At 27.4% G+C, this 24,449-nt stretch carries 25 protein-coding genes; 16 read left to right on the top strand and 9 right to left on the bottom strand.

Features of this window, described 5'->3' with window-relative positions:
* Positions 1-5: 5 nt before the first annotated feature.
* The 3 genes from napA to ATH_RS08260 all read right to left on the bottom strand — a co-directional run bounded on the left by napA (position 6) and on the right by ATH_RS08260 (position 4,572).
* Positions 6-2,816, bottom strand: a complete 2,811-nt coding sequence (napA, locus tag ATH_RS08270) for a nitrate reductase catalytic subunit NapA (RefSeq protein ID WP_066185803.1) — start codon at positions 2,814-2,816, stop codon at positions 6-8.
* 119 nt (positions 2,817-2,935) lie between these two features.
* Entirely contained in the window at positions 2,936-3,910 is a 975-nt protein-coding gene (locus ATH_RS08265; RefSeq protein ID WP_066390111.1) for a type IV pili methyl-accepting chemotaxis transducer N-terminal domain-containing protein, read from the bottom strand.
* Positions 3,907-4,572, bottom strand: a complete 666-nt coding sequence (locus ATH_RS08260; RefSeq protein ID WP_066185797.1) for a Crp/Fnr family transcriptional regulator — start codon at positions 4,570-4,572, stop codon at positions 3,907-3,909. The genes ATH_RS08265 and ATH_RS08260 overlap by 4 nt, the downstream gene beginning before the upstream one ends.
* An 85-nt stretch (positions 4,573-4,657) precedes the next feature.
* On the opposite strand from ATH_RS08260, the gene ATH_RS08255 reads away from it, so the two are divergent.
* The 6 genes from ATH_RS08255 to ATH_RS08230 all read left to right on the top strand — a co-directional run bounded on the left by ATH_RS08255 (position 4,658) and on the right by ATH_RS08230 (position 8,941).
* Positions 4,658-5,587, top strand: coding sequence for a glycosyl transferase (locus tag ATH_RS08255; RefSeq protein ID WP_066181115.1), 930 nt, complete (start codon positions 4,658-4,660; stop codon positions 5,585-5,587).
* A 9-nt stretch (positions 5,588-5,596) separates the two neighbouring features.
* Positions 5,597-6,568, top strand: coding sequence for a GTP 3',8-cyclase MoaA (moaA, locus tag ATH_RS08250; RefSeq protein WP_066390112.1), 972 nt, complete (start codon positions 5,597-5,599; stop codon positions 6,566-6,568).
* Positions 6,569-6,666: 98 nt separating this feature from the next.
* Positions 6,667-6,939 carry a 30S ribosomal protein S15 gene (gene rpsO, locus ATH_RS08245; protein WP_066181121.1) on the top strand — a complete coding sequence of 91 codons (273 nt, stop codon included), beginning with the start codon at positions 6,667-6,669 and terminating at the stop codon, positions 6,937-6,939.
* A gap of 118 nt (positions 6,940-7,057) precedes the next feature.
* On the top strand, positions 7,058-7,459 hold the full coding sequence (locus tag ATH_RS08240) for an RrF2 family transcriptional regulator (protein WP_066181124.1): 402 nt from the start codon (positions 7,058-7,060) through the stop codon (positions 7,457-7,459).
* Positions 7,456-8,490 (top strand): DHH family phosphoesterase, encoded by a 1,035-nt coding sequence (locus tag ATH_RS08235; RefSeq protein ID WP_066390115.1) that lies wholly within the window; start codon positions 7,456-7,458, stop codon positions 8,488-8,490. Before ATH_RS08240 ends, ATH_RS08235 begins: the two co-directional genes overlap by 4 nt.
* Before the next feature lie 10 nt (positions 8,491-8,500).
* The gene (locus tag ATH_RS08230; RefSeq protein ID WP_066181130.1) at positions 8,501-8,941 is read left to right on the top strand and encodes a CoA-binding protein; all 441 of its coding nucleotides are present in this window, start codon (positions 8,501-8,503) and stop codon (positions 8,939-8,941) included.
* Here the strand turns inward: ATH_RS08230 and ATH_RS08225 are convergent.
* Together ATH_RS08225 and hsrA are read right to left on the bottom strand one after the other, a co-directional pair.
* The gene (locus ATH_RS08225) at positions 8,938-10,218 is read right to left on the bottom strand and encodes a sensor histidine kinase (protein ID WP_066181134.1); all 1,281 of its coding nucleotides are present in this window, start codon (positions 10,216-10,218) and stop codon (positions 8,938-8,940) included. The genes ATH_RS08230 and ATH_RS08225 overlap by 4 nt on opposite strands.
* A gap of 9 nt (positions 10,219-10,227) precedes the next feature.
* Positions 10,228-10,911: a homeostatic response regulator transcription factor HsrA gene (hsrA, locus tag ATH_RS08220; protein ID WP_066171170.1), complete on the bottom strand. Its 684-nt coding sequence runs from the start codon at positions 10,909-10,911 to the stop codon at positions 10,228-10,230.
* Between the two features lie 186 nt (positions 10,912-11,097).
* On the opposite strand from hsrA, the gene ATH_RS08215 reads away from it, so the two are divergent.
* The 3 genes from ATH_RS08215 (at position 11,098) to ATH_RS08205 (ending at position 14,610) form a co-directional block, all read left to right on the top strand.
* On the top strand, positions 11,098-11,895 hold the full coding sequence (locus tag ATH_RS08215) for a peptidylprolyl isomerase (protein ID WP_066181137.1): 798 nt from the start codon (positions 11,098-11,100) through the stop codon (positions 11,893-11,895).
* Positions 11,896-11,907: 12 nt separating this feature from the next.
* Entirely contained in the window at positions 11,908-12,975 is a 1,068-nt protein-coding gene (gene fbaA, locus ATH_RS08210) for a class II fructose-bisphosphate aldolase (protein ID WP_066390116.1), read from the top strand.
* Positions 12,976-13,113: 138 nt separating this feature from the next.
* Entirely contained in the window at positions 13,114-14,610 is a 1,497-nt protein-coding gene (locus ATH_RS08205; protein WP_066390118.1) for an aldehyde dehydrogenase family protein, read from the top strand.
* Positions 14,611-14,631: 21 nt separating this feature from the next.
* On the opposite strand, the gene ATH_RS08200 is transcribed toward ATH_RS08205, so the two are convergent.
* The 4 genes from ATH_RS08200 to ATH_RS08185 form a co-directional block, all read right to left on the bottom strand.
* Complete coding sequence (locus ATH_RS08200) at positions 14,632-15,681, bottom strand: AI-2E family transporter (RefSeq protein WP_119184249.1); 1,050 nt, start codon at positions 15,679-15,681, stop codon at positions 14,632-14,634.
* Positions 15,682-15,697: 16 nt separating this feature from the next.
* Positions 15,698-16,504 carry an ion transporter gene (locus tag ATH_RS08195; RefSeq protein ID WP_066390120.1) on the bottom strand — a complete coding sequence of 269 codons (807 nt, stop codon included), beginning with the start codon at positions 16,502-16,504 and terminating at the stop codon, positions 15,698-15,700.
* Positions 16,505-16,602: 98 nt separating this feature from the next.
* Positions 16,603-16,992, bottom strand: a complete 390-nt coding sequence (locus ATH_RS08190) for an ExbD/TolR family protein (RefSeq protein WP_066390122.1) — start codon at positions 16,990-16,992, stop codon at positions 16,603-16,605.
* A 2-nt stretch (positions 16,993-16,994) separates the two neighbouring features.
* A complete protein-coding gene (locus ATH_RS08185) occupies positions 16,995-17,465 on the bottom strand; it encodes a MotA/TolQ/ExbB proton channel family protein (RefSeq protein ID WP_066185784.1) in 471 nt (156 codons plus the stop codon).
* A 57-nt stretch (positions 17,466-17,522) separates the two neighbouring features.
* On the opposite strand from ATH_RS08185, the gene ATH_RS08180 reads away from it, so the two are divergent.
* Genes ATH_RS08180 through ATH_RS08150 form a run of 7 tightly spaced genes read left to right on the top strand, consistent with a single transcriptional unit; the run spans position 17,523 to position 24,440 of the window.
* Positions 17,523-18,392, top strand: coding sequence for a 1-aminocyclopropane-1-carboxylate deaminase (locus ATH_RS08180; protein ID WP_066390124.1), 870 nt, complete (start codon positions 17,523-17,525; stop codon positions 18,390-18,392).
* Between the two features lie 33 nt (positions 18,393-18,425).
* A complete protein-coding gene (locus tag ATH_RS08175; RefSeq protein ID WP_119184152.1) occupies positions 18,426-18,947 on the top strand; it encodes a shikimate kinase in 522 nt (173 codons plus the stop codon).
* Positions 18,934-20,229: a histidinol dehydrogenase gene (hisD, locus tag ATH_RS08170; protein WP_066390125.1), complete on the top strand. Its 1,296-nt coding sequence runs from the start codon at positions 18,934-18,936 to the stop codon at positions 20,227-20,229. The genes ATH_RS08175 and hisD overlap by 14 nt, the downstream gene beginning before the upstream one ends.
* Positions 20,229-20,531, top strand: coding sequence for a DUF2018 family protein (locus ATH_RS08165; RefSeq protein ID WP_066390126.1), 303 nt, complete (start codon positions 20,229-20,231; stop codon positions 20,529-20,531). The genes hisD and ATH_RS08165 overlap by 1 nt, the downstream gene beginning before the upstream one ends.
* Positions 20,532-21,431 carry a polyprenyl synthetase family protein gene (locus ATH_RS08160; RefSeq protein ID WP_066390127.1) on the top strand — a complete coding sequence of 300 codons (900 nt, stop codon included), beginning with the start codon at positions 20,532-20,534 and terminating at the stop codon, positions 21,429-21,431.
* On the top strand, positions 21,432-22,721 hold the full coding sequence (gene hemA / locus ATH_RS08155; protein ID WP_066390128.1) for a glutamyl-tRNA reductase: 1,290 nt from the start codon (positions 21,432-21,434) through the stop codon (positions 22,719-22,721).
* A 21-nt stretch (positions 22,722-22,742) separates the two neighbouring features.
* A complete protein-coding gene (locus ATH_RS08150) occupies positions 22,743-24,440 on the top strand; it encodes a proline--tRNA ligase (RefSeq protein WP_066181172.1) in 1,698 nt (565 codons plus the stop codon).
* Positions 24,441-24,449: the final 9 nt, after the last annotated feature.

The raw sequence follows: 24,449 nt of genomic DNA, 5'->3' as shown, positions 1-24,449 counted from the left end.
TTACCTTAAGCCTTATAAACTTTTACAGCACATTTTTTGAAATCTGTTTGACCTGATTGAGGACAAGTTGCATCTAAACAAACTTTGTTTATAAATACTTTTTCATCAAACCAAGGAACATATACAAGACCTCGACTAGGTCTATTTCTTCCTCTTGTTTCAACTCTTGCTTTTACTTTTCCTCTTCTACTTTCTACCCAAGCTAATTCACCTTGTTTAACACCATATTTATTTGCATCTTCAGGGTGCATATAGCAAAGTGCTTCTGGAACGGCTCTATAAAGTTCAGGAACTCTCATTGTCATTGTTCCACTATGCCAGTGTTCTAAAACTCTTCCAGTACTAAGCCAAACTGGGTATTCATTATCTGGCATTTCAGGTGGATCCATATATGGTCTTGCAAATATTTTTGCTTTATTTTTCAAAGATTTTTTAGTTTTATCTTTAACTCCTAAAAGATCTCCTTGTGCTAACTCTTTTGCTAATGTTCCGTAGAATGCAAAATCACTATTTGGATTTGCTTTTTTTGCATAAGGGTCATATTTTGTATTAAATCTCCAAGAAGTTTCTTTTCCATCAACAACTGGCCATTTAAGTCCTCTTACTCTATGATAAGTATCAAAATCTGCTAAATCGTGAGCATGTCCTCTTCCAAAATCTGCATACTCTTCAAAAAGATATTTCTGAATGAAGAATCCATATCCTTTCCAAGGTTTTCCATCACTTCCTAAAACATTTCTACTATCTCCAAACGCTTCAGTGTTATCAAATCCAGCTTGAATTGGGTCTTTTTGATCTATTTTATAAGATTTTGCTCTTTTATTTGCAAATAAAATTTCATACATTGTTGTATCTTCATTATATCCCATAGCTTTTGCTTCTTCAATAATGCTTGGAAGTTTTACTTTATTATCTGTACTTAGTAAGCTTTGTTCTCCCCATAATTCTTTTACTGTAAATCTTTTTGATAATTCAACCCATTGCCAAGTATCACTCATTGAATCACCTATTGGAAGAACTTGTTGTCTCCATAATTGAGTTCTTCTTTCAGCATTTCCATATCCACCCCATTTTTCATAAATCATAGCAGATGGTAAAACAAGATCTGATACTTTCGCAGAAATTCCAGGATAAGGGTCGCTTGTAACAATGAAATTATCCATTTGTCTAGCTGCTTTTAGCCAGTGATTTGCATTTGCTGTATTTTGCCAAGGATTATTAACATTTACCCAAGCAAATTTCATATTTCCATCTTCTAAATCTCTCATAATTTTCATAAAAGCTTGAGTTCCTTTTGGATTAATAGTTCCAAGAGGCACATTCCATGCTTTTTCTGTAATTTCTCTATGTTTTGGATTCTCATTCATCATATCAGCTGGAAGTCTATGTGTAAATGTTCCAACTTCTCTTGCAGTTCCACAAGCACTTGGTTGTCCTGTAAGTGAAAATGCTCCACTTCCTGGTTTTGCTTGTTTATTTAATAAAAAGTGAACATTATAAGCTAAAGTATTTACCCAAGTTCCTCTTGTATGTTGATTCATACCCATTGTCCAGAAACTTACAACTTTTCTACTTTTTTCTATATACCAATCTGCAAGTTGTTTAAGTTTTTTCTTAAATACTTCAATATCCTCATCAGGGTCACCTTTAGCAATTTTTGCTACATAATCTAAATTATATGGCTCAAGGAATTTTTTATACTCTTCAAAAGATATTTCCCAGTGAGCAAGACCTGCATTTTTGTGAGTCATTGTGTCACCAGCTTTGTAGCCATAAGGTGCAAGTGCAGGAGCTTCAGTTTCAGAAACTATTGTTTGCATCTCTTTTTTTACAATTTCCATCTCTTTATCAGAATATTTTCCATCTTTGATTGATTTTTCATCATCTCTTCTCATTCCATAACCAATATTAACTGGACTTGCTGCAAAAACAATATGCTCTTTTACAAAATCCCAATCAATAGCTTCTGGATTGTTATATACTATTTCATGTGCAATATAGTTCCATAAAGCTAAATCTGTATTTGGAGTAAATATTATTTCCATATCAGCAATATCAGATGTTCTATGTCTATAAGTTGATATATTAATAACTTTTACATTGTCTGGATTACTAAGTTTTCTATCAGTTACTCTTGACCATAGTATTGGATGCATCTCTGCCATATTTGAACCCCAACAAACAATTGTATCTGTAAGTTCAATATCATCATAACAACCACTTGGTTCATCAATACCAAAAGTTTGATAAAAACCAACAACCGCACTAGCCATACAGTGTCTTGCATTTGGATCAATAGCATTTGATCTAAATCCAGCTTTCATCATTTTAACAGCAGCATAACCTTCCATAATTGTGTATTGACCACTTGCAAATACTCCAATTCCTTCAGGACCTTTCTCTTTTAAGGCTGCTTTGATATGTTTTTCCATTTCATCAAAAGCTCTTTCCCAAGAAATAGGTGCAAAGTCTCCGTTTTTGTCAAATTCCCCTTTTTTATTCATTCTTAAAAGAGGAGTTTTTAATCTATCAGCTCCATACATGATTTTTGCATTAAAATAACCTTTAATACAATTTAATCCTCTATTTACAGGTGCTGCTGGGTCACCTTTTACAGCAACAATTTTTCCCTCTTTTGTTGCAAGCATAATTCCACAACCTGTTCCACAGAATCTACAGGCTGCTTTATCCCAACGCCAATTACCTTCAGCTACATTTGCTTGTGCTTCAAGATCTTTTGGTATAGACATACCAATAGCTGCTGCTGCACTTGCTGCTGCTGAACTTTTTAGAAAATCTCTTCGTGAAAGTGACATTCGTACTCCTTATGAAATAAATTTTAAACAAGAGCATCATATCTCATAGGCTAAAAAGAAAGTTTGACAATGGTCAAGATTTTTATATATAAAGAATAGTTTAAGCTTATAAACTTAAACTATTTATTTTCTTCAAGAGTTGAAGCTATTTTTTCAAGCTCTTTTTTAAGCTCTTCTACTCTTTTTGTTGAAAAAATTAGCTGTTCATGGGTTTCAATAGCTATATCTTCACTTCTATTTAAATGATTTGATAATTCATTTTTATCTCTTAAAGCATTAAGAATTTCATCAAATTCGTTTGTTAGTTCTTCTAATTTATATGAAGCATTTTGAGATTGTATTAGTGCATTGTTTGAATCTTTTATTGCAAGATTTATTTTATTAATAAAGCTATTAAACATATTAGAAGCTTCAATTAACTCTTTCTCCGCATCAATTTCTAGTGGTTTAAGTGGTTCAGCTAAATTTTGTTCCATTACTCTTTTTGATTCTTCTAAGAAGTTAATAGCATTTTTTTCCATAGTTTTTAACTCTAAAAAACTATAAAGTATTAAAAATAAGATTAATATTGCAAAAAGATACTGTGTATTTTGTAAAAGACTAACTTTTTGTTCACTATTTATTGTATATAGGCTTACTAATTCATCTACTTTATTTAAAAGGGTAGGATTTGATTCATAAATATTATCTACTATTATTTTTAATTCATCATTATTTAAAGTGTGAATATTATTTATAAAAAGTTCTATATTTTTATTAAAGTTTTTCCAGAGATATTCTACTTTTAAAACTTGAGAATCTATTTTTGTATTTGATAAGTCTTTTCTATTTTTTAGATTATTAAGATTATAGATAAACTCTTCTTTACTATTTAGCAACTCATCTAAAGGTGCATTTCTATTTGAGTAAAGATAGAATATATTTTTAGATATATTTTGTGTAAGCATTCTTTGCTTTCCAGCTATATTTATCAGTGTTGCATCTTTTTGGCTTTTATTATTTAAATAGATAGTTGTTGCAACTACACTTGCCATCAATAGTGTAAAAAATACTCCAATTATTTTTATTTTTGTGCTAATAGTTCTTTTTTTCATATAGAAACTCCTTTAAAAATAGCCTCAAGTAAGAAAGAGTCTTTTATTATAACTTCTTGACTCTCTATTTCAATTATATTATCTCTTGTAAGTTTTTTTAAAACCCTTGATAGAGTTTCAGGTTGAATGTGAAGCATAAAACTAACTTCTTGCCTTTTTATACTATTAAATAGTTTTAAATCAGAAAAAAGCATATACGCAACTTTTGCTGTTGCATCAAAAACCAATTCTCTATCCAATAGAGATTGAAGTTTATGATTTTTTCTTAAAAGTGAGTTCATAAGCTCTTTTATTAAAATATCAGTATCCAAAAAATGTTCTTTGAATTTCTGAAAATCTACTGCTAAAATAGTAGAATTTTCTATAAAAGCACTATTTGAGTAAGAGATTATTTCACTATTTTCAATTGAACTTAATTCGCTAATTAAAGAGTTTGGATTAATATGATATAAAAAAATTTCATTGTCAAATTTGTCATATTTATATATTTTTATTAAGCCTTTAACTAAAAAAAGTAGATGTTTTTCTTTATCTGATTGATAAAAAAGAATTGAATCTTTTTGATAATTCTTCATAAAAGAGAAACTAGAAAGTAACTCAATTTGATCATTATTTAAACTCTTAAAAAAATCTAGATTTTCAATACAATTCTTTAAAGTCATAAATTTCCCTAAAATGATTTATTTAAGCTAGTATATATTAAGCTTGTAAAAAAAGTAATTAATAATAGTAAATAAAGGAAAATTAATGAAAAATAATAAGATTTTTAAAACCTTTATAAAAGCTGTCGGAACTGGAATAAAAGGTAACAGAGATTTAGATTTTGAAGAAATTTATGAAGCAACTCTTCAAATATTAAAAAAAGATGCAACAGATGCTCAAATTGGGGCTTTTTTGATTGCTTGGAGAGTCAAACTTGAAACTACTGAAGAGTTTAAAGCTTGTATAAAAGCTCTAAATTCTTTAATGAAAGTTAATAAAATAGATGATTCTATCTTGCTTGGATATAACAGTGATGGAAGGGAAAGAACACCATATTTATTCCCTTTATATGAAGATATTTTAAAAAATTTTTATGAAAAAAACAGTGATATAAAAAGATTAAATTTTGTAATTAGTGGAGATTTGTTACAGCCAACAAAAAATGGTTTTGGAACGAAAGATATATTTAAAAGCTTTGATGAAAATCAATATCTAAAATATATAGATAGAGTAGAATATTTAAAAGAGTTAAGTGAACTTACATCTTTAAGACAAGAACTTGGATTAAGAACAGCATTTAATACAGTTGAAAAACTTCTAAATCCAAGTTTAAGTGAATATGGAGTTTGTGGAGTTTTCCATAAACCATATGTTGAAAAATATATTGATATGTTTGAAGATAATTTTAAAAAAGTTACAGTTATAAGAGGAAATGAAGGAGATATAGAAGTTTTTAAAGATTCTAAATTTTGGCAAAAAGAACAAGGAAAAATAGTAGAAAAAGAGTTTTTCTTAAAAGATTTTGGAATAAATATAGATAAAACTTTTGAAAGTATAAGTTTAGAAGAGAATATTAATATATTGAAAAACCCAGATAAGGATATCTTAAATCTGGCAAAATTTAATGTAGCTTTATATTTACTATTCTCATCAAGAGTAAAAACTTTAGATGAAGCTTGGCAAAGAATGAATTAAAGGAATAAGATGTTAATAGATGGATTTGGAAGAAAACACGATTATTTAAGAGTATCAGTTACAGAAAGATGTAATTTTAGATGTCAATATTGTATGCCTCAGAAACCTTTCTCATGGGTTCCAAAAGAGAATTTATTATCATATGAAGATATGTTTAAATTTATAAAAGTTGGAATTGATGAAGGTATTAAAAAAGTTAGAATTACAGGTGGTGAACCACTTATAAGAGATAATTTAGACTATTTTATAAAGCTAATAAGTGATTATAAAAATGATATAGATTTAGCTCTTACAACAAATGCTTATTTACTTCCACAAATGGCACAAAAATTAAAAGATGCTGGTTTAAAACGAATAAATATCTCTTTGGATACTTTAAATAAAGATAGAGCAGAAAAAATCGCACAAAAAGATGTTTTAGGAACAGTTTTAAAAGGTATAGAAAAAGCAAAAGAAGTTGGTTTAAAAATAAAAATAAACTGTGTACCATTAAAAGGAATAAATGATATTGATATTATTGATGTTTTAGAATTTGGTAAAAAAAACTTTTTTCCTGTTAGATACATTGAATTTATGGAAAACTCTTTCGCAAAAACAACAGCAAAAGGTTTAAACTCAAATGAAATTTTAGAAATAATCTCTAAAAAATATAAAAATATAGAGAAAGTTCCTAGAGATACAAGCTCTCCAGCACAATATTATAAGCTTGAAGATGGATATGAATTTGGAATTATTGAACCTCATAAAGATGATTTTTGTTCATCATGTAATAGAATTAGACTTACAGCAGAAGGATTTTTAATACCATGTTTATATTTTGAAGATGCTATGAGTATAAAAGATGCTATAAGAGCAAATGATGTTGAAAAAGCAGCAGAAATTTTAAAAAAAGTTTTACAAAATAAACCAGAGAAAAATAGATGGTCAAATAAATCAGATAATGAAGTTTCTCAAAGAGCTTTTTATGAAACAGGTGGATAATTGATTATTTTAAAGTAAATATAAAGCAAACTTTATATAAAATTCGCATCTATTTTCATTTGAAAGTAAGATTAAAATATACCTATTAGGAGGTCAATATGGCTTTAGATCAGGATTTAAAAGCAAGTATTATCGCAAAATATAAAAGAAAAGATGGAGATACAGGATCTGCTGAAGTTCAAATCGCATTATTAAGTGAACAAATTAAAGTTTTAACAGAACATTTAAAAGTATTTAAAAAAGATCACTCATCAAGACTTGGTCTATTAAAAATGGTTGGAAAAAGAAAAAAACTTCTTTCTTATTTAAGAGGAAAAGATTATACTGCATTTACTAAACTTGTTGAAGATTTAGGAATTAGAGCAAAATAATTTTTTTTAGAATTATACTTAAAGGAGAGAAACTCAGTTTCTCTCCTTTTTTTTTGCTGTTTCTCTACTTTTAATAATATCTTTTGTACAATATAGAAAAATTTATAATGGATAAAATATGTTATTAACAAAAAAAAGCGAATATGCACTATTATCACTTATCTCTATTTCTAAACATGAAGAGCCAATAAATGTAGATCAATTATCAAAAGAGCTTGAAATCTCTAAGTCTTTTTTAGCAAAGATTATGCAGAATTTAGCAAAAGAGGGTTTAGTAGTATCTCATAGAGGAGTAAATGGTGGATTTACTTTAAATAAGCCTATTGATGAACTTACAATATTAGAGATAGTTGTAGCAGCTGAAGAGAGAACACCTATGGTTTTTGAATGTTCAGACTCTATAAGCTCTTGTCCAAATAATAAAGCAAAGCTTTGTAATATTTGGCCTTTTCTAAATAATCTTCAATTTAAAGTAAATGACTTTTTATCTCAACTAACTTTGAAAGATATAATATCATGAGATTATTTCATATTTCACACACAGATTTAGATGGTTATGCTTGTCAATTTTTGACAAATAAAGTTTTTTCTAAAAGCACTTTTTATAATGCAAATTATGGTTTAGAGGTAAAACAAGCATTAAAACAGGCATTAATTGACATAGAAAAATATAAAGATGAAAAACTATTATTTATAATAAGTGATTTAAATTTAACTCCACAAGAAAGTGCTGAACTTGATAAAAATATAGATGAATTAAAAGAGTTTGGATGCGATATTACTTTGCAATTATTAGATCATCACATAAGTGGTAAAAAAAGTTCAGAAAAATATGATTGGTATTTTTTAGATGATAAAAGATGTGCTACAAAAATAGTTTTTGATTATTTAAAAGATAATTTTGATTCAAAAATTGATGAATATAAAGAATTAGTAGATACTATAAATGCAGTTGATATTTGGTTAGAAAATGAGGTAGAAAACTTTGAGTTTGGAAAAGTTTTAATGTCATCTATAATTAAAGCAAGAGAGATAAATAGTATTTTATTCGCATCTTTAGATAGAGAATATAAGTTTTATATCTTGGATAAAGCGAAAGATTATTTGAACTTTGAAGATAGACATATAATTTTAGATAATGATATGCACAAAATCAAGAAAGATTTTTTAAAAGAGAATAAAGATGATACTTTAGATAACTTAAGTGCAAAATATTTAGTAAAATCTTTGGATACTATAAAAGATGAATTAACAATAGTTTATAATGGACAAAAAGGGCTTATGACTTATTGTTTAGGCTCTATTTCTATTCCTGCAAATAGTTTTTTAAGAGCAAATAGTGATTATGATTTTTTTATTGATATAAATAAAAAAGGAAATGCATCTTTTAGAGCAGATGGAAAACTTGATGTTTCACAATTAGCTATGAAGTTAGCAAATGGTGGTGGACATATAAATGCAAGTGGATGTAAATTTGAAGATTTTGTAGATTCAATCTATATTCAAGATATAAAAAAATATATTCAAAATAAATTAGATAATTTAAAATAAAGGAGATAATATGGAGTGTGAATTTCCAACAGTAAATTCAAATAAAGAAGAGATAAAAGCTATATTTGAAGAGACAAAAACTATTGCTATTGTAGGTCTTTCTCCAAATAGTGAAAAAGCATCTTTTAAAGTTGCTCAATATTTACAAAATAATGGTTTTAAAATTGTTCCAATTTATCCAAAAGAAGATGAAATATTAGGAGAAAAAGTTTATAGAACTTTGTCTGAAATTCCTTTTTCTATTGATATGATTGATATTTTTAGGAAACCAGATGCTATTTTAAAAGTAGTAGAAGAAGTTTTAAAAATAAAAGATGAGAAAAACATAAAGAGTGTTTGGTTTCAACTTGGACTTGCAAATAATGAAGCAGCACAAAAAGCCATAGAATCTGGATTAAAAGTTGTACAAAATAAGTGTACAAAGATAGAACATAATCTTATTTACTCTTAAAAAATTTCATCTTCTTTGTTATTGTGAAGTTCAAGCTTTGCAATAGCACCTGATTTTCCATCATCTCTATTTTTTAAAGATATCTTTGCATTTAATGCATCACTTGCAATTTGTGCTAAATATAAACCTAAACCAACTCCATTTTCTTTTCCAATTTTCTTAAATGGTGCGAAAACATCAACTGATTCATCAACTCCTAAACCTTCATCTAAAACATATATATTTATGTGGTTATCAATTTTTTTCAAACCAATTTCTATTGATTTCTCATTTGGAGTAAATTTTATTGCATTTTGTACAAAATTTTGAAGAATTTGCATAAAAAGTGTCTCTTGAATAGAGATATTAAGAGTTGAAACATTTGTAACAAATCTCATATTTATATCTTTTTGTGAGGCTAACATTTTATAATCTTCAACTTTTTTATTAATGTATGAAACCAACTCTATATTTTTTGCTTGTTCAAATTGTGCACCTTCTGTTCTTCCAATATCTAAAATAGAGCTAATCATTATATTCATACTATTTATTTCATTAATTGTAAGATTAATAGTATCAATATAAGCGTCTTTTTCTCTTGGTTTTCTAAGCATTAATTCATTTTTTAATTTCATAACAGCAAGTGGAGTTTTAAGTTCATGAGCAATTCCAATATATAGTTCTTTTTTGAATCTTAGATAAGTTCCTATTCTATTTGTTAGCGAGTTTATAGAGTTTGCAAGAGTTAAAAACTCTGTTGGAAGATTCTTTGTATCAATTTGAGAAAGAGAATTTTCATCCATATTTGATAGTTTTTTATTTATTTCAACAATAGGTTTTAATAGGTTTTTTGAAACAAATAAAGAGTAAATAAGCATCAAAATAAATATAGGAATAGCTAAAGATAGATAGTTTTTTAGAATAATCGTATATAATAAATCTTTCTCTAAAGTTATATCTTTTCTTATTTCTAAAAGTAAATTTTGGTTTAAAGGATAATCTATTTTTACAAAATCTTTTTCATCTTTATGTATTCTTGAATATGAGTAAACATTTAAAGATAAAATATTATTAACAAGTCTAATACTATAAAAAGGGTTTGTATTCTCCTCTATAATATTTGTAATCTTATATTTTTCTTCAATATTCTTTGCTTGAACTAATAAACTTTCAGAAATATTATTATAAAAAGAACTTCTAGAATATTCAAAAAAAAGAAATGACAAAGTAAGAATGAAAAGAGAAGTTGCAATAATCAGTTTTAAATAAAACTGTTTATAAATACTTCTACTTTTCATATTATAAAATTATTTTTCCTCAGAAACTTGGTTTGGATAACAGAATCTATATCCTCTTCTTCTAATAGTTTCAATAGTTGAAATATTTAGAGGTTTATCCATTTTTTGTCTAATTTGATTAATAGCAACTTCAATAACATTTGGAGTTACAAGTTCAGGCTCTTCCCAAATAGCATCTAATAATTGTTCTTTTGAAACAATTTGATCTCTGTGACGAGCAAGATGAGTTAAAACTTCAAAAGGTTTTCCTTTTAGTTCAATCTCTTCACCAGCATATTCAATCTTTTCTTCATCTGGATTTATAACTAAATCGTCAATCTCTATAATATTTGTTCCACCAAATCTTAATCTTGCTTCAATTCTTGCAAGTAAAATATCAAAATCAAATGGTTTTTTAATAAAATCATCTGCTCCAGATTTAAGAGCTTCAATTTCACTCTCTTTATCATCTCTTGCAGAGATAATTACAACAGCAGTTCTAGAACTTCTATTTTTTACAATTTTACAAAGTTCAATACCATCACCGTCTGGAAGCATCCAATCTGTAAGAACTAAATCGTAATTTCTAATATCAATGAAGTATTCAGCATCTTTATAGTTTTCTGCAGTGTCAACTTGATATCCAAAATCAATCAATCCTTCCTGTAAAGTTCTATTTAAAGTTATTTCATCTTCTATAATTAAAATTCTCATTTTTATCCTTAAGTTTAAATTAATCTTAAAATTTGTTCGCAGTATACCATAAAAAAAAGTTTTTTTAAACATTCTTTAAATTAAAAGCTAAAAATCTAATTAAAATGAATTTTATTGTAGAATATTGCCTTAATTTTAAATTAACAAGAAAAAGTTAAAATATCTGAAAATTATAAAAGGAAAAATATGAAAAAAATTGTCTTAGCAACAGCTTTATTTGGCTCTATTTTATTTGCAGAAGAATATTATGCTACTGTTAATGGGAATAAAATTACTAAACAAGATATTAGTATTTTAATTCAAGATCCAAGAGTAAATTATGACCAACTTCCAGAAGATATGAAAAAACAAATTCTTGATGGAGCAATAAATAGAAAGTTATTAGCAAAAAATGCTTTATCAAGTGGAGTTGAAAAAGATTCAAGTTATAAAGAAGCTCTTGATAGAATTAAAGAAGATTTAGCTCTTCAAGTTTGGCAAAAACAAAAAATTGAGAGTATTGCATTTAATGATAAAGAGAAAAAAGAGTTTTATGATAAAAATAGAGATAAATTTAATATCCCTGAAACTTTTGAAGCAAGTCATATATTAGTTGAAGATGAAAGTGAAGCAAAAAAGATTATTAAAGAGCTTGATAAGGCTATAAATAAAGAGAATAAATTTGCAGAATTAGCTGGTTCAAAATCAAAAGATGGTTCAGCTAAAAATGGTGGTTATTTAGGAAAGTTTGCTTCAAATGAAATGGTACCTGAGTTTTCAGAAGCTGTTAAAGGTTTATCAAAAGGTGCTTATACTAAAGCTCCTGTAAAAACACAGTTTGGATATCATATTATTTTACTAAAAGATAAATCATCTGCTAGATCATTAGGCTATGATGAAGTAAAAGACAATATTGAAAATATTATGAAAAGTGAAAAAATAAATAAAGATATTGAAACATTAGTTTCAGAACTTAGAAAAAAAGCAAAAATAGTAATTAAATAAGGAGAGTTTTATATGGGTGTATTAGATGTTGTAAATGCTGGAGTTTTATCAGGAAGTGAAGCTAAAAAACTTTTTGCATATGCAAAAGAGCAAGGTTTTGCAATACCAGCAGTTAATGTTGTAGGAACAGATTCTGTAAATGCTGTTTTAGAAGTTGCTGCAAAAGTTAAATCACCAATTATTGTTCAGTTTTCAAATGGTGGAGCTGGATTTTATGCAGGAAAAGGTTTAAAAACTTCTGATGCCGCTGTTCTTGGAGCTATTAGTGGAGCAAATCATGTTCATATTATGGCTAAAGCTTATAATATACCTGTAATTTTACATACAGATCATGCAGCTAAAAAACTTCTTCCTTGGATTGATGGTTTATTAGATGCAGGAAAAGAACACTTTAATAAAACAGGAAAACCACTTTTTACATCACATATGCTTGATTTAAGTGAAGAGAGTCTTGAAGAGAATATCTCTATTTGTGTTGAGTATTTCAAAAAGATGAAAGATCTTGATATGATGATTGAGATTGAACTTGGGATTACTGGTGGAGAAGAAGATGGAGTTGATAATACAAATGTAGATAACTCTTTATTATACACTCAACCAAGTGAAGTGGCTTTTGCTTATGAAGAGTTAAGTAAAGTTGGTGAAAACTTTACAATAGCTGCAAGTTTTGGAAATGTTCATGGAGTTTATAAGCCAGGGAATGTTGTACTTAGTCCAAAAATATTATTAAATTCTCAAAAATATATTGAAGAAAATTTTAAAACTTCTTCAAAACCAGTTGATTTTGTATTCCATGGAGGAAGTGGTTCAGAACTACAAGATATAAGAGATGCTATATCTTATGGAGTTATTAAAATGAATATTGATACAGATACTCAATGGTCATTTTGGGATGGAGTAAGAGCTTACGAAGCAAAATATCATGGATATTTACAAGGGCAAATTGGAAATCCAGAAGGTGAAGATAAGCCAAATAAAAATTATTATGACCCAAGAAAATGGCTAAGAGCGGGACAAGAGAGTATGATTTCAAGACTTGAAACTGCATATTCTGATCTTTTAGCATTAAATAAAAACTAAAATTATAAAACATATTTTTGTATCTATTTGTAACAAATAGATACAAAATCTTATCGAAATCAAATCATTATATAAATCATACTATAAAGCTACTCTCTTTTGTTAAAGTTTAATATCTTATATTACAAGGAGTTGATTATGATTTACAATAGACCAAAGTTTAAAGAGAAATATGAAAATTTCATTGGTGGAGAGTGGGTAGCACCACTTAGTAATGAGTATTTTGAGAGTATTTCTCCAGTTGATGGAAAAATTCTTACAAAAATTCCAAGATCAAATGAAAAAGATGTTGATTTAGCAGTTGCTGCTGCTAAAAAAGGTTTTGAAGAGTTTAAACATACAAGTGTAACTCAAAGAAGCGCATTATTAAACAAAATTGCTGATATTGTTGAAGCAAATTTAGAAGAATTAGCACTTGCTGAAACAATGGATAATGGAAAAGCGATTAGAGAGACTTTAAATGCTGATTTACCACTATTTATTGACCATTTCAGATATTTTGCATCAGTAATAAGAGCAGAATCAGGAACTATTTCTGATTTAGATGAGAATACAATATCTCAAGAAATTCATGAACCTTATGGTGTTGTTGCACAAATTATTCCATGGAATTTCCCACTTCTAATGGCAGCTTGGAAACTTGCACCTGCAATTGCAGCTGGAAATTGTGTTATACTAAAACCAGCTAGTTCAACACCTGTATCAATACTTTTATTTCTTGATTTAATAAAAGATGTTTTACCAAAAGGTGTTATAAATGTAATAAATGGTGCTGGTGGAAAGATAGGAAAGCATTTAGTAACTCATAAAGATGTCAAAAAAGTTGCATTTACGGGAGAGACTAAAACAGGTCAAGAAATTATGAGATATGCAACAGAAAATATAATTCCATCAACTCTTGAACTTGGAGGGAAATCTCCAAATATCTTCTTTGAATCAATTATGCAAGAAGATGATGAGTTTTTTGATAAAGCAATAGAAGGTTTAGTTCTGTTTGCATTTAATAGTGGAGAAGTTTGTACTTGTCCATCAAGAGCATTGATTCAAGAATCAATTTATGAAGCATTTATGAAAAGAGTTATAGAAAGAGTAAAAGCTATAAAAGTTGGGAATCCACTTGATACAGAAAATACAATGGGAGCACAAAATTCACTTGCTCAAAAAGAAAAAATATCAAAATATTTGGATATTGCAAAAGATGAGGGTGCTGAGTGTTTAGTTGGTGGAAATATCTTTAATTCTAAAATAAATCCAGATGGTTTTTATATTGAACCAACTATATTTAAAGGTCATAATAAAATGAGAATTTTCCAAGAAGAGATTTTTGGACCTGTTTTATCTGTGACTACATTTAAAGATGAAAAAGAAGCAATAGAGATTGCAAATGATACAGAGTATGGATTGGGTTCTGGACTTTGGTCAAGAGATGCACATCAAATTCACAGAGTTTCAAGAGCTATTGAAGCTGGAAGAGTTTGGGTAAATTGTTATCATATGTATCCAGCTCATGCATCATTTGGAGGATATAAAAAATCTGGAATAGGAAGAGAAACTCATATGGTTATGTTAAATTCTTATAGACAGACAAAAAATATATTAACTTCATTTAGTCCTAAAGCTTTAGGATTCTTTTAGAATAAAGCCCTGTTTAGGGCTTTATTTACTAAATTTATTTACTCTTTTTGATGATAGATTAGACATCAAAATTCCAAGCCATCTTGTGCTTTTATTTGAATCAAAAGCAATTTTTAGTGACATTGTAAGAGGTACTGCTAAAAACATTCCTACAATATTTAAAATATATCCCCAGAAAATAAGTGAGAAGAAGATTATTAAAGGAGAAAGTCCAAGCTCCTTTCCCATAAATTTTGGTTCTAGAATGTTACTTATAGATATATTTATTAGTACATAAAAAGAAATTATCCAAATAACTGTAAGAATATCTAAACTCATAAGAGCTAGTATTATTGCAGGAATAGATGCAATAATTGAACCAACAACTGGTACAAAATTAAATAACATAGCTAAAACACCCCATAAAATAGGATAATCTACATTAAAAAAGATTAACATAATAGATATGATTAAACCAGTTAAGAAACTTGTAAAAGTTTTTACAACAAAATATTTTTGGATATTTTCTGAAAAAAGATCAAAACTGTTTATTCTATTTGAATCATTTCTAAAAATTAATTTCAATTTTGTTTGAAAAGATTTTGACTCTGCAAGAATAAATGCAACTCCAATAATAATAAGTAAGAATTTAGATAAAAATGCACTAATACTTCCTATTAGATTCTTTGTAAGACCAAAAAATGAGCTAATATTTAGAGTTTCCATAATCACAGCTCTATCAATATTTATTTCAAATCCATAGTTGTGAAGTAGGTTTATTAAATTAAATATTAAGAGTTTAAGATTTTCTTCATACATAGGGATATTTTTCAAAAAATCTTTAAGTGAAATATTTACTACATATGAGAGTACAAAACCAATAGTTAAAACAATTAAAATTAAAATAATATATGAGATAAATTTTGGGATTCTCTTTTTTTGAAGAAAATTTAAAACAGATGAAAATATTATTGATATAAAAATAGCTAAAAATAGTATTACTACTATTTCACTAGCCATCTTTATTCCAGCCATAATTATTATAAAACTAGCTAAATAAAAAAAGTAGCCTTTTAGATTTGCTGTTTGCAAATATACTCCTTTTGAATTATTTCTTATCTATAAATTCTTTTAAAATTAATTTAATTTCATTCATATCTTTTCTTAACTCTACTATCTCTTTGTTTAAATTATTATCATGGTCTTGAATTTCACCAATAATATTCTTCTCTTCTTCTTTATTTAAAATTGCCATAGCATCAACAATGATTGCAACAACTAGGTTTATCATTACAAAAGTAACAATGAAGATAAAAGGAACAAAAAAAAGCCAAGAGTAAGGATAAATTTCCATAACAGGTCTTACAATTCCCATAGACCAAGATTCTAAAGTCATGATTTGAAATAGAGTATAAAATGATTCTCCTAAAGTTCCAAACCATTCAGGAAATTTTTCTGCAAAAAGCTGTGTAGCCATAATTGCAAAAATATAGAAAAATAGTGTCATAAGACCAATAACAGATAGCATACCAGGAATTACACTAATTAATGCTGTAACTATTTTTCTCATTTGTGGAACAGCTGTTATAAGCCTAAATAATCTTAAAACTCTTAAGACCCTTAAAATCTCAAAACCTTGACTTGCAGGAATTAAAGATATTGTAACAACAAAAAAGTCAAATAAACTCCAAGAATCTTTGAAAAAAGATACTCTATAAACATAAATTCTTAATATAATCTCTATTGTAAAAACTGAAATAACTATTTTATTAAATATAGAACTATAAGTTCCAAAACTTTCAATGAAACTTTTTGAAGTTTCTAATCCCATTGTAATACCATTTAAAACTATTAAATATATAATTAATTTTGTAAAAAAACTACTCTCTACAAAACTCTTTATTCTTTGATACATCAATATCCTTTTATAAAATTTTTGTGGAATATAATCAGAAAAATATTTATAATAAGATTAAAAATTAGAGAAAATAGCTTAATAATTTAAATATTAAGCTATTTTGAGATATCGTTTGTAACGAGTGCTAGATTATTTAAATTGTATTTTTGTAATAAATCAAGTAGTTTTACAACTCTTTCATATGGCACCTTGCTATCAATTCTTACAACAATTGCATCATTTTTATTTTCTATTTCTTTTAGATTATCCTCTAAAGAATCAAATGAAACTTCTATTCCTTTTATCGCAAGTTTATCAAGATTTAGTTCTATAAAAATCTGTTCAGTTTTTACTTGAACTCCTTTTGCTTCGGCTTTTGGTAAGTCGAGCATCAAAGCTAGTTCCTCTTTTTTGAAAACACTTGTAACTAAAAAGAAAATTAAAAGAATAAAAACGACATCAATTATAGGAGTTAAATCAAGACCTAATTGCTCTCTTCTTTTCATATTTATGCTCCCAAAATCTCTTTTTTAGCTTTTAGTTCAGCTTCATCAACAAAAGATATAAAGTGATTATATGCAATTTGATGAGGTATTGATACAATTATTCCAGCTATTGTAGTAATCAAAGCAACAGCAATTCCACCTGAAAATATTGTTGGATCTCCTAAACCTTTTACACTAATTACATCAAAAGAGGCATAAATTCCAACAACTGTTCCTAAAAGTCCTAAAAGTGGAGAAATAACAGCAATATTTTTTATTACAACTAAACCTCTTTCAAGTTTTTTAATCTCAAACTCTATTTGTGCTTCTATATTTTTTGTTCTATCAACACTATTTGCAATATTTTGTAGAATATTATTAATCTTAGGAAAAGTTAGAAATTTATAGATAATTATTGAAAAACCAATAAAATTTAAAACTATTAAAATATAAACAATTGTTCCACCTTTGTGAATAAACTCTAAAATATCCATAAACTAACCTTTTAATTTTTTATATTATAATGAAAGTTTAATTAATAAGGTTAGTTTATGGATTTTCAAAGTTCAAAAGTAGATGAAATTATTTTTAATTCACAAAAATATTTTGTAAAAAGAGATGATTTATTAGATAAAGATTTTAGTGGAAATAAAGCAAGAAAATTTCACTATTTTTTAAATAAAGATTTAAAAGCTTATAAGAAGATAGTTTCTCATGGTTCAAATCAATCAAATGCAATGTACTCTTTGAGTGTTTTATGTAAAATAAAGTCTTTGAATTTTGATTATTATGTTTCACATATTCCTAAATATTTAGAAGAAAATCCAAGTGGAAATTATAAAAAAGCCCTTGAAAATAGAATGAATATAATAGTTGGCAATCTTCCAACAAATTTTAGTGAAGATGAGTTGTTTGTAAGTGAAGGTGGAGCAGTACAAGAAGCTAGATATGGAATAGAAATATTAGCAAATGAGATAAAAACTTGGGCAAAAAAGATAAATATTGATTCCAAAAAATTAAAAGTATTTTTACCAAGTGGAACAGGAACAACAGCCCTATATTTACAACATTATCTGCCTTTTGAAGTGCTTACTTGTTCTTGTGTTGGAGATGATGAATATTTAGAAAAACAATTTTTAGAGCTTGAAAAAAATAATCATCCAAGAATTTTAGGAAAAGATAAGAAATATCATTTTGGAAAACTATATAAAGAGTTTTATGAAAAACATATTGAACTTTTAAACAAAACAAATATTGAGTTTGATTTGCTTTATGATAGTTTAGGATGGATTGTTTTTGAAAACTATGTAAAAAATTTAAAAAATAAAGAAAATTATATTTTCTTATATATTCATCAAGGTGGAACTTTAGGAAATGAAACAATGATAGAAAGATACAAAAGAAAATTTACTAATATTTAGATATAATCCAAAATTATTGAAAAAAGAATGAAAATGAATAAAAACAATATTATTTTAATCGGTTTTATGGGTGTTGGAAAAGGTACAGTTGCTAGAGCTTTACTTAAAAACTCTTCAATGTTTTCTATTGATACAGATGATTTAATTGAAAGTATGGAAAATAGAAAAATTAAAAATATTTTTGCTAGTGATGGCGAAGCTTATTTTAGAAATTTAGAGAAAAAAACTGCTCTTTGGCTTGAAAATAGTGTAGAAAATACAATTATTTCAACAGGTGGTGGATTTTATAAGCAGGAAAATCTTCGAAATATTGGTTTGGTAATCTATTTAAAATCATCTTTTGATGGAATTTTAGAAAGAATAAAAAAAGCACCAAATGCCAAAAATAAACTTAAAAAAAGACCACTTTTGCAAAACAAAAAAGAGGCTTTAAAACTCTTTAATATAAGAGAAAAAGAGTATGAAAAAGTTTCAAATATTATAATTGATGTTGAAAGAAAAGATTTAAAAGATATTGTAAAAGAGATATTAGGAAAATTAAATGAAAATAATTAATACAAAAGATAAAAACTTTAAAGAAGAGTTTGGAAATATTTTAGCAAGAGCTAAAAGTGATATAAAAGATGTTTCAAAAATTGTTACAAATATGATAGATGAAATTATTGCTGATGGTGATGAAGCTTTAAAAAGACATATAGAAAAATTTGATAAGTGGGCATTTAAAGATGCAAATGAACTTTTAATCTCTACAAATGATATGGAAAAAGCATATAAAAATATTGATGATGAATTAAGAAAATCTCTTCATACAGCTTATGATAGAATAAAAGCTTACCACGAAAAACAAGTTCCAAAATCTTGGATTGATTTTGAAGATAATGGAACTATTCTTGGACAAAAAGTGACTCCTGTTGATAGAGCAGGGCTTTATATCCCAGGTGGAAAAGCTGCATATCCTAGTTCGCTTCTTATGAATGCAATACCAGCTTTAGTCGCAAATGTTAAAGAGATAGTTGTATGTACACCAGCTCCAAACGATGAAGTAAATGAGTTACTTTTAGCAGCTTGTCACTTATGTGGAGTTTCAAAAGTTTATAAAGTTGGAGGAGCTAGTGCAGTTGCTGCTATGGCTTATGGAACAAAAACTATTCCAAAAGTAGATGTAATAACAGGACCTGGAAATATTTTTGTTGCAACAGCAAAAAAACTTGTATTTGGAGAAGTAAATATTGATATGATAGCAGGACCAAGTGAAATTGGGATCTTAGCTGATAAAAATGCAAAAGCAAACTATATTGCAATTGATTTACTTTCTCAAGCAGAGCATGATGAAATGGCTAGTTCTATTTTAATTACAACATGTGAAGAACTTGCAAAGAAAACAGATATTGAAGTTGAAACTTATTTATCAAAACTTGAAAGAGAAACAATAGCTAGAAAATCAATAGATGAAAGAGGAGCTATAATTATTGCAAAAGATATGGATGAAGCAATAGAACTTATGAATGATATTGCTCCTGAACATCTTGAAGTAATGACAGAAAATCCTTTTGAACTTTTACCATATATAAAACACGCTGGTGCAATATTTTTAGGTGAAAATACACCTGAACCAATTGGAGATTATATTGCTGGACCAAATCATACTTTACCAACAGGTGGAACTGCTAAATTTTATAGTCCATTAAATGTTGAAAACTTTTTGAAAAAAAGCTCAATAATTAGTTTTTCTAAAAAAGCTATTCAAACTTTAGGAGAACCTTGTGCACTTTTAGCTGATACAGAAGGATTAACAGCTCATGCAAAAAGTGTACGAGTACGATTGGAAAACAGATAATGTCAAAGTTTAAAGATTGGTTCACAGAAGATGAAGATGATATTTTCTTTGGAAGTCCAAAATCAAAATTTTTTGATATTGTTGAACAAACTCACAGAGATTTAGTTGAAGATGAACTTGATAAAGTTATTGAAAAACTAGCAGTTTTAGAACTTATAATAAGTGAAAATAAAGATGAAGATTTTGATATTAACTCTTATATAAATGAGTTTAAAGAGAAAAATATCAATGAAGTTAAATCTATGAAAAAAGGACTTTATATGGAGATATCTGGAGAAATTATTAGTAGGTTGGATAGTTAAGTGGAAGTTTTAGAACAAGTTAAAAAAAAGATTTATGAATTTATAGAAGTATGTAACTATCCAAAAGCCTTAGAACTTTTGGAAAAATTATCTACTGGAAAAATGTTAAGAAGCAAATTGATTTTAAAAATTGCTGGTATTAGTGAAGATAGTATAAAACTTTGTGCTGTTGTTGAAATGATTCATGCAGCTTCTTTATTACATGATGATGTGATTGATGAAGCAGATACAAGAAGAGGTAAGCCATCAATTAATGCACTTTATAGTGATAAAACTTCAATAATGTTTGGTGATATTTTATATTCAAGAGCATTTACAGAACTTTCTCAAATGGATAAAAGAGTTGCTTATCATATCTCAAATACTGTAACAGAACTAAGTATTGGAGAGATGATGGATGTTGATTTAACTCTTACATTTAATACTTCATACGATAAATATTTAACAATGATTTATAAAAAAACAGCATCTTTAATTGAAGCTAGTGCTAGAAGTGCAGCAATATTAGCTGGACTTAATAGTGATAAATATGCTTTATATGGAAAAAACCTTGGACTTGCTTTTCAAATGATAGATGATATTTTGGATATAACTTCTGATTCAAAAACTCTTGGAAAACCAGCTATGCTAGATTTTGTAGAAGGAAAAGTAACTATTCCATACTTGTATTTATATGAAAGAGTTGAAGAAAAAGATTATTTAAAATCACTGTATAAAAAAGAGTTAAACAAAGAAGAATTAAACTGGATAAAAACAAAGTTTAAAGAGACAAATGCTTTAAATGATTCTATAAATGAAGCTAGAAAGATAGGTTTAGAAGCAATAAATTCTATCAAAGATGAAAAAAACAGTAAAGATTTAGTTGATATTATGAAAGATATGATAGAAAGAGAGTTTTAAATGAGTTATCTAGTAATCAGTTTTTCTCATAAAAATATTGATATAAAACAAAGAGAAAAACTAGCTTTTAATGGAGAAGATGAAAAAAGTAGATTTATAAAAAAACTTTTAGATTTTGAAAGTACAAAAGAGTTAGTTTTATTATCAACATGTAATAGAGTTGAGATTATTGGGAAAAGCTCAAATATAAAACAAAGTAGTAAGAATATTCTAGAAAACTTATCTTCTTATTCAAATTTATCATATGATTTTTTATATGATAGAGCTGATATTTATGATGGAGATATTGCAGTTCATCATCTTTTTTCAGTTGCTTCAGCCTTGGATTCATTGGTAATTGGTGAAACTCAAATAGTTGGGCAACTAAAAGATGCATTTAGATTCTCTCAAAGTTTAGGTTTTTGTGATCAAAGTATTAGTAGAGTTATGCACTATGCATTTAAATGTGCTGCACAAGTAAGAAATGCTACAAGTTTAGGAACAGGTTCAGTATCTGTTGCTTCAACAGCAGTTGCAAAAGCAAAAGAACTTATAGGAGATAAAAAAGGTGTAAGAGCACTTGTAATTGGTGCTGGAACAATGAGTGAATTGGCTGTTAAACATTTATTAACAGCTGGTTTTGATGTTACAATTATAAGTAGAAATATAAAAAAAGCACAAAATCTAGCAAATAGTTTTACAGAAAATATAGAAGTAAAACCATATGATAAATTAGAAGAGTTACTTGAAATAATGCCTATAATGATAACAGCAACAAGTGCTCCATATCCAATAATTACACAAGAAAATACTCCAAGCTCAAGTATAAATAGATATTGGTTTGATATAGCAGTTCCAAGAGATATTGATGAAGATATATCTATGTTTGATTTAGAGATTTATAGTGTTGATGATTTACAAGAGATTGTAAATAAAAATATGACTCAAAGATCAGCACAAGCGAAAGAAGCTTATACAATTGTTGGAAGAAATACTTTAGAGTTTTTTGATTGGTTAAAAAGTTTAGATATTGAACCTTTAATAAAAGATTTGTATATAAAAGGTGATCAAATAATAGATAAAAAATTAGAAAATGCTATTAAAAAAGGATATGTGCCAAAAGAGTATGAAGAAAACATAAAAAAGCTTTGCCAAACAATTATAACTGAGTATTTACATAATCCAGCAAAGCAGCTTAAAACTATTTCAAGAACAAAGCACTGTGATTTGGTTGTAAGTTCAGTTCAGAATATGTTTTCTCAAAATGTACAAGAGATAGATTATAATTGTGAACATATAAATAAAAATTAAAAATATTAGGAAAAATATATTATGAAATTTAGTAGACTTTTTATTCCAACAACAAAAGAAACACCAAATGATGCTACTTTAGCATCACATCAATATTTGCTTCGAGGTGGATTTGTATCACAAACTGGTGCTGGAATTTACGATTTTATGCCTTTAGGAAAAATTGTATTAGATAAAATTAGAAATATAGTAAAAGAAGAGATGGATAATGCAGGAGCAAATGAGGTTCAGTTTGGTTTTGTAACACCACTTTCTTTATGGGAAGAATCAGGTCGTGCAACTACTATGGGAAATGAGCTTCTAAGATTTAAAGATAGAAAAAATGCTTCGTATGTACTAAGTCCTACAAATGAAGAATCAGTTGTAAATATGGTAAAAAATAGAGTAAATTCTTATAAAGATTTACCTTTAAATCTTTACCAAATAAATACAAAATTTAGAGATGAAGCAAGACCACGATTTGGGCTTATGAGAGGAAGAGAATTTCTGATGAAAGATGCTTATTCGTTTCACTCAAATGAAGATGATTTAGTTCGAGAGTTTAATCTTATGGAAGAGACTTATAAAAGAATATATACAAGATTAGGTTTGGATTTTAGAGTTGTTGAAGCTGATAGTGGAGCTATTGGTGGAAGTGGATCAAAAGAGTTTCATGTTTTAGCAGATTCAGGAGAAGATACTATTGTTGTTTGTGATTCTTGTTCATATGCAGCAAATATTGAAGCAGCAACTAGAAGAGTAAAAGAATACAATTTTGAAAATGCTAGTTTAGAAAAAATAGAGACAGTAAACTGTAAAACAATAGAAGAAGTAGCAAGTTTCTTAAAAGTATCAAAAGAACAAACTGTAAAAGCAGTAATAAAAAAAGCTATTTTTGAAGATAAAACTAAAATTGTAGTTTTCTTTATAAGAGGAAGTGATGAGCTTGAAGAGACGAAAGCTACAAATAGTGTAAATGCTTTAGAACTACTTGATGCTTCTGAAGATGAGATAAATGAAGCTGGAATTGTTGCTGGATATTGTGGCTTTGTAAATTTAGATGCAACTTTTGTGATAGATAATGAACTAAAAGATAATTTTGGGCTTGTTTGTGGAGCAAATGAAGAAAATTATCACTTTACAAATGCAGATTTAAGAACTCTAAAAGATGCAAGATATTTTGATTTAATTGCTGTTCAAGAAGGAGATAATTGCTCTTGTTGTGGTGGAAAACTTTCTTATACAAAAGGAATTGAAGCTGGGCATATTTTTCAATTAGGTACAAAATATTCAAGTGCTATGAATGCAAATTTTTTAGATGAAAATGGAAAAGCAAAACCATTTGTTATGGGTTGTTATGGAGTTGGAGTTTCAAGATTAGTTGCTGCTGTTATTGAACAAAACCATGATGATAAAGGTTGTATTTGGACAAAAGCAACAGCTCCATTTATGGTAGATATTATTGTTTCTAATTCAAAAAAAGAAGAAGAATCAAAGATAGCAGAAGAACTTTATAATAAATTAAAAGAATCGGGAGTTTCAACTATTTTAGATGATAGAATAAATGCTAGATTTGGCTTTAAAATGGGTGATTTTGAACTTTTAGGTTTTCCATATGCAATTGTTATTGGGAAAAAACTAGAAGATGGATTAGTTGAAATTGTTTCTAGAAAAACTTTAGAAAAAATAGAGATAAAAGTAGAAGATGTACTTGAAAAAATATTAGAACTTATTAAATAGGAGATTATT

It is taken from the genome of Aliarcobacter thereius LMG 24486 (assembly GCF_004214815.1).
GTDB classification, from domain to species: Bacteria; Campylobacterota; Campylobacteria; order Campylobacterales; family Arcobacteraceae; genus Aliarcobacter; species Aliarcobacter thereius.
Note: the sequence above shows the minus strand (reverse complement) of the source record. Positions and strands in the feature narration are given on the sequence as shown.

Coding starts and splice junctions, on each gene's coding strand:
- napA (WP_066185803.1), bottom strand. CDS start 2,816: ATGTCACTTTCACGAAGAGATTTTCTAAAAAGTTCAGCAGCAGCAAGT.
- ATH_RS08265 (WP_066390111.1), bottom strand. CDS start 3,910: ATGAAAAAAAGAACTATTAGCACAAAAATAAAAATAATTGGAGTATTT.
- ATH_RS08260 (WP_066185797.1), bottom strand. CDS start 4,572: ATGACTTTAAAGAATTGTATTGAAAATCTAGATTTTTTTAAGAGTTTA.
- ATH_RS08255 (WP_066181115.1), top strand. CDS start 4,658: ATGAAAAATAATAAGATTTTTAAAACCTTTATAAAAGCTGTCGGAACT.
- moaA (WP_066390112.1), top strand. CDS start 5,597: ATGTTAATAGATGGATTTGGAAGAAAACACGATTATTTAAGAGTATCA.
- rpsO (WP_066181121.1), top strand. CDS start 6,667: ATGGCTTTAGATCAGGATTTAAAAGCAAGTATTATCGCAAAATATAAA.
- ATH_RS08240 (WP_066181124.1), top strand. CDS start 7,058: ATGTTATTAACAAAAAAAAGCGAATATGCACTATTATCACTTATCTCT.
- ATH_RS08235 (WP_066390115.1), top strand. CDS start 7,456: ATGAGATTATTTCATATTTCACACACAGATTTAGATGGTTATGCTTGT.
- ATH_RS08230 (WP_066181130.1), top strand. CDS start 8,501: ATGGAGTGTGAATTTCCAACAGTAAATTCAAATAAAGAAGAGATAAAA.
- ATH_RS08225 (WP_066181134.1), bottom strand. CDS start 10,218: ATGAAAAGTAGAAGTATTTATAAACAGTTTTATTTAAAACTGATTATT.
- hsrA (WP_066171170.1), bottom strand. CDS start 10,911: ATGAGAATTTTAATTATAGAAGATGAAATAACTTTAAATAGAACTTTA.
- ATH_RS08215 (WP_066181137.1), top strand. CDS start 11,098: ATGAAAAAAATTGTCTTAGCAACAGCTTTATTTGGCTCTATTTTATTT.
- fbaA (WP_066390116.1), top strand. CDS start 11,908: ATGGGTGTATTAGATGTTGTAAATGCTGGAGTTTTATCAGGAAGTGAA.
- ATH_RS08205 (WP_066390118.1), top strand. CDS start 13,114: ATGATTTACAATAGACCAAAGTTTAAAGAGAAATATGAAAATTTCATT.
- ATH_RS08195 (WP_066390120.1), bottom strand. CDS start 16,504: ATGTATCAAAGAATAAAGAGTTTTGTAGAGAGTAGTTTTTTTACAAAA.
- ATH_RS08190 (WP_066390122.1), bottom strand. CDS start 16,992: ATGAAAAGAAGAGAGCAATTAGGTCTTGATTTAACTCCTATAATTGAT.
- ATH_RS08185 (WP_066185784.1), bottom strand. CDS start 17,465: ATGGATATTTTAGAGTTTATTCACAAAGGTGGAACAATTGTTTATATT.
- ATH_RS08180 (WP_066390124.1), top strand. CDS start 17,523: ATGGATTTTCAAAGTTCAAAAGTAGATGAAATTATTTTTAATTCACAA.
- ATH_RS08175 (WP_119184152.1), top strand. CDS start 18,426: ATGAATAAAAACAATATTATTTTAATCGGTTTTATGGGTGTTGGAAAA.
- hisD (WP_066390125.1), top strand. CDS start 18,934: ATGAAAATAATTAATACAAAAGATAAAAACTTTAAAGAAGAGTTTGGA.
- ATH_RS08165 (WP_066390126.1), top strand. CDS start 20,229: ATGTCAAAGTTTAAAGATTGGTTCACAGAAGATGAAGATGATATTTTC.
- hemA (WP_066390128.1), top strand. CDS start 21,432: ATGAGTTATCTAGTAATCAGTTTTTCTCATAAAAATATTGATATAAAA.
- ATH_RS08150 (WP_066181172.1), top strand. CDS start 22,743: ATGAAATTTAGTAGACTTTTTATTCCAACAACAAAAGAAACACCAAAT.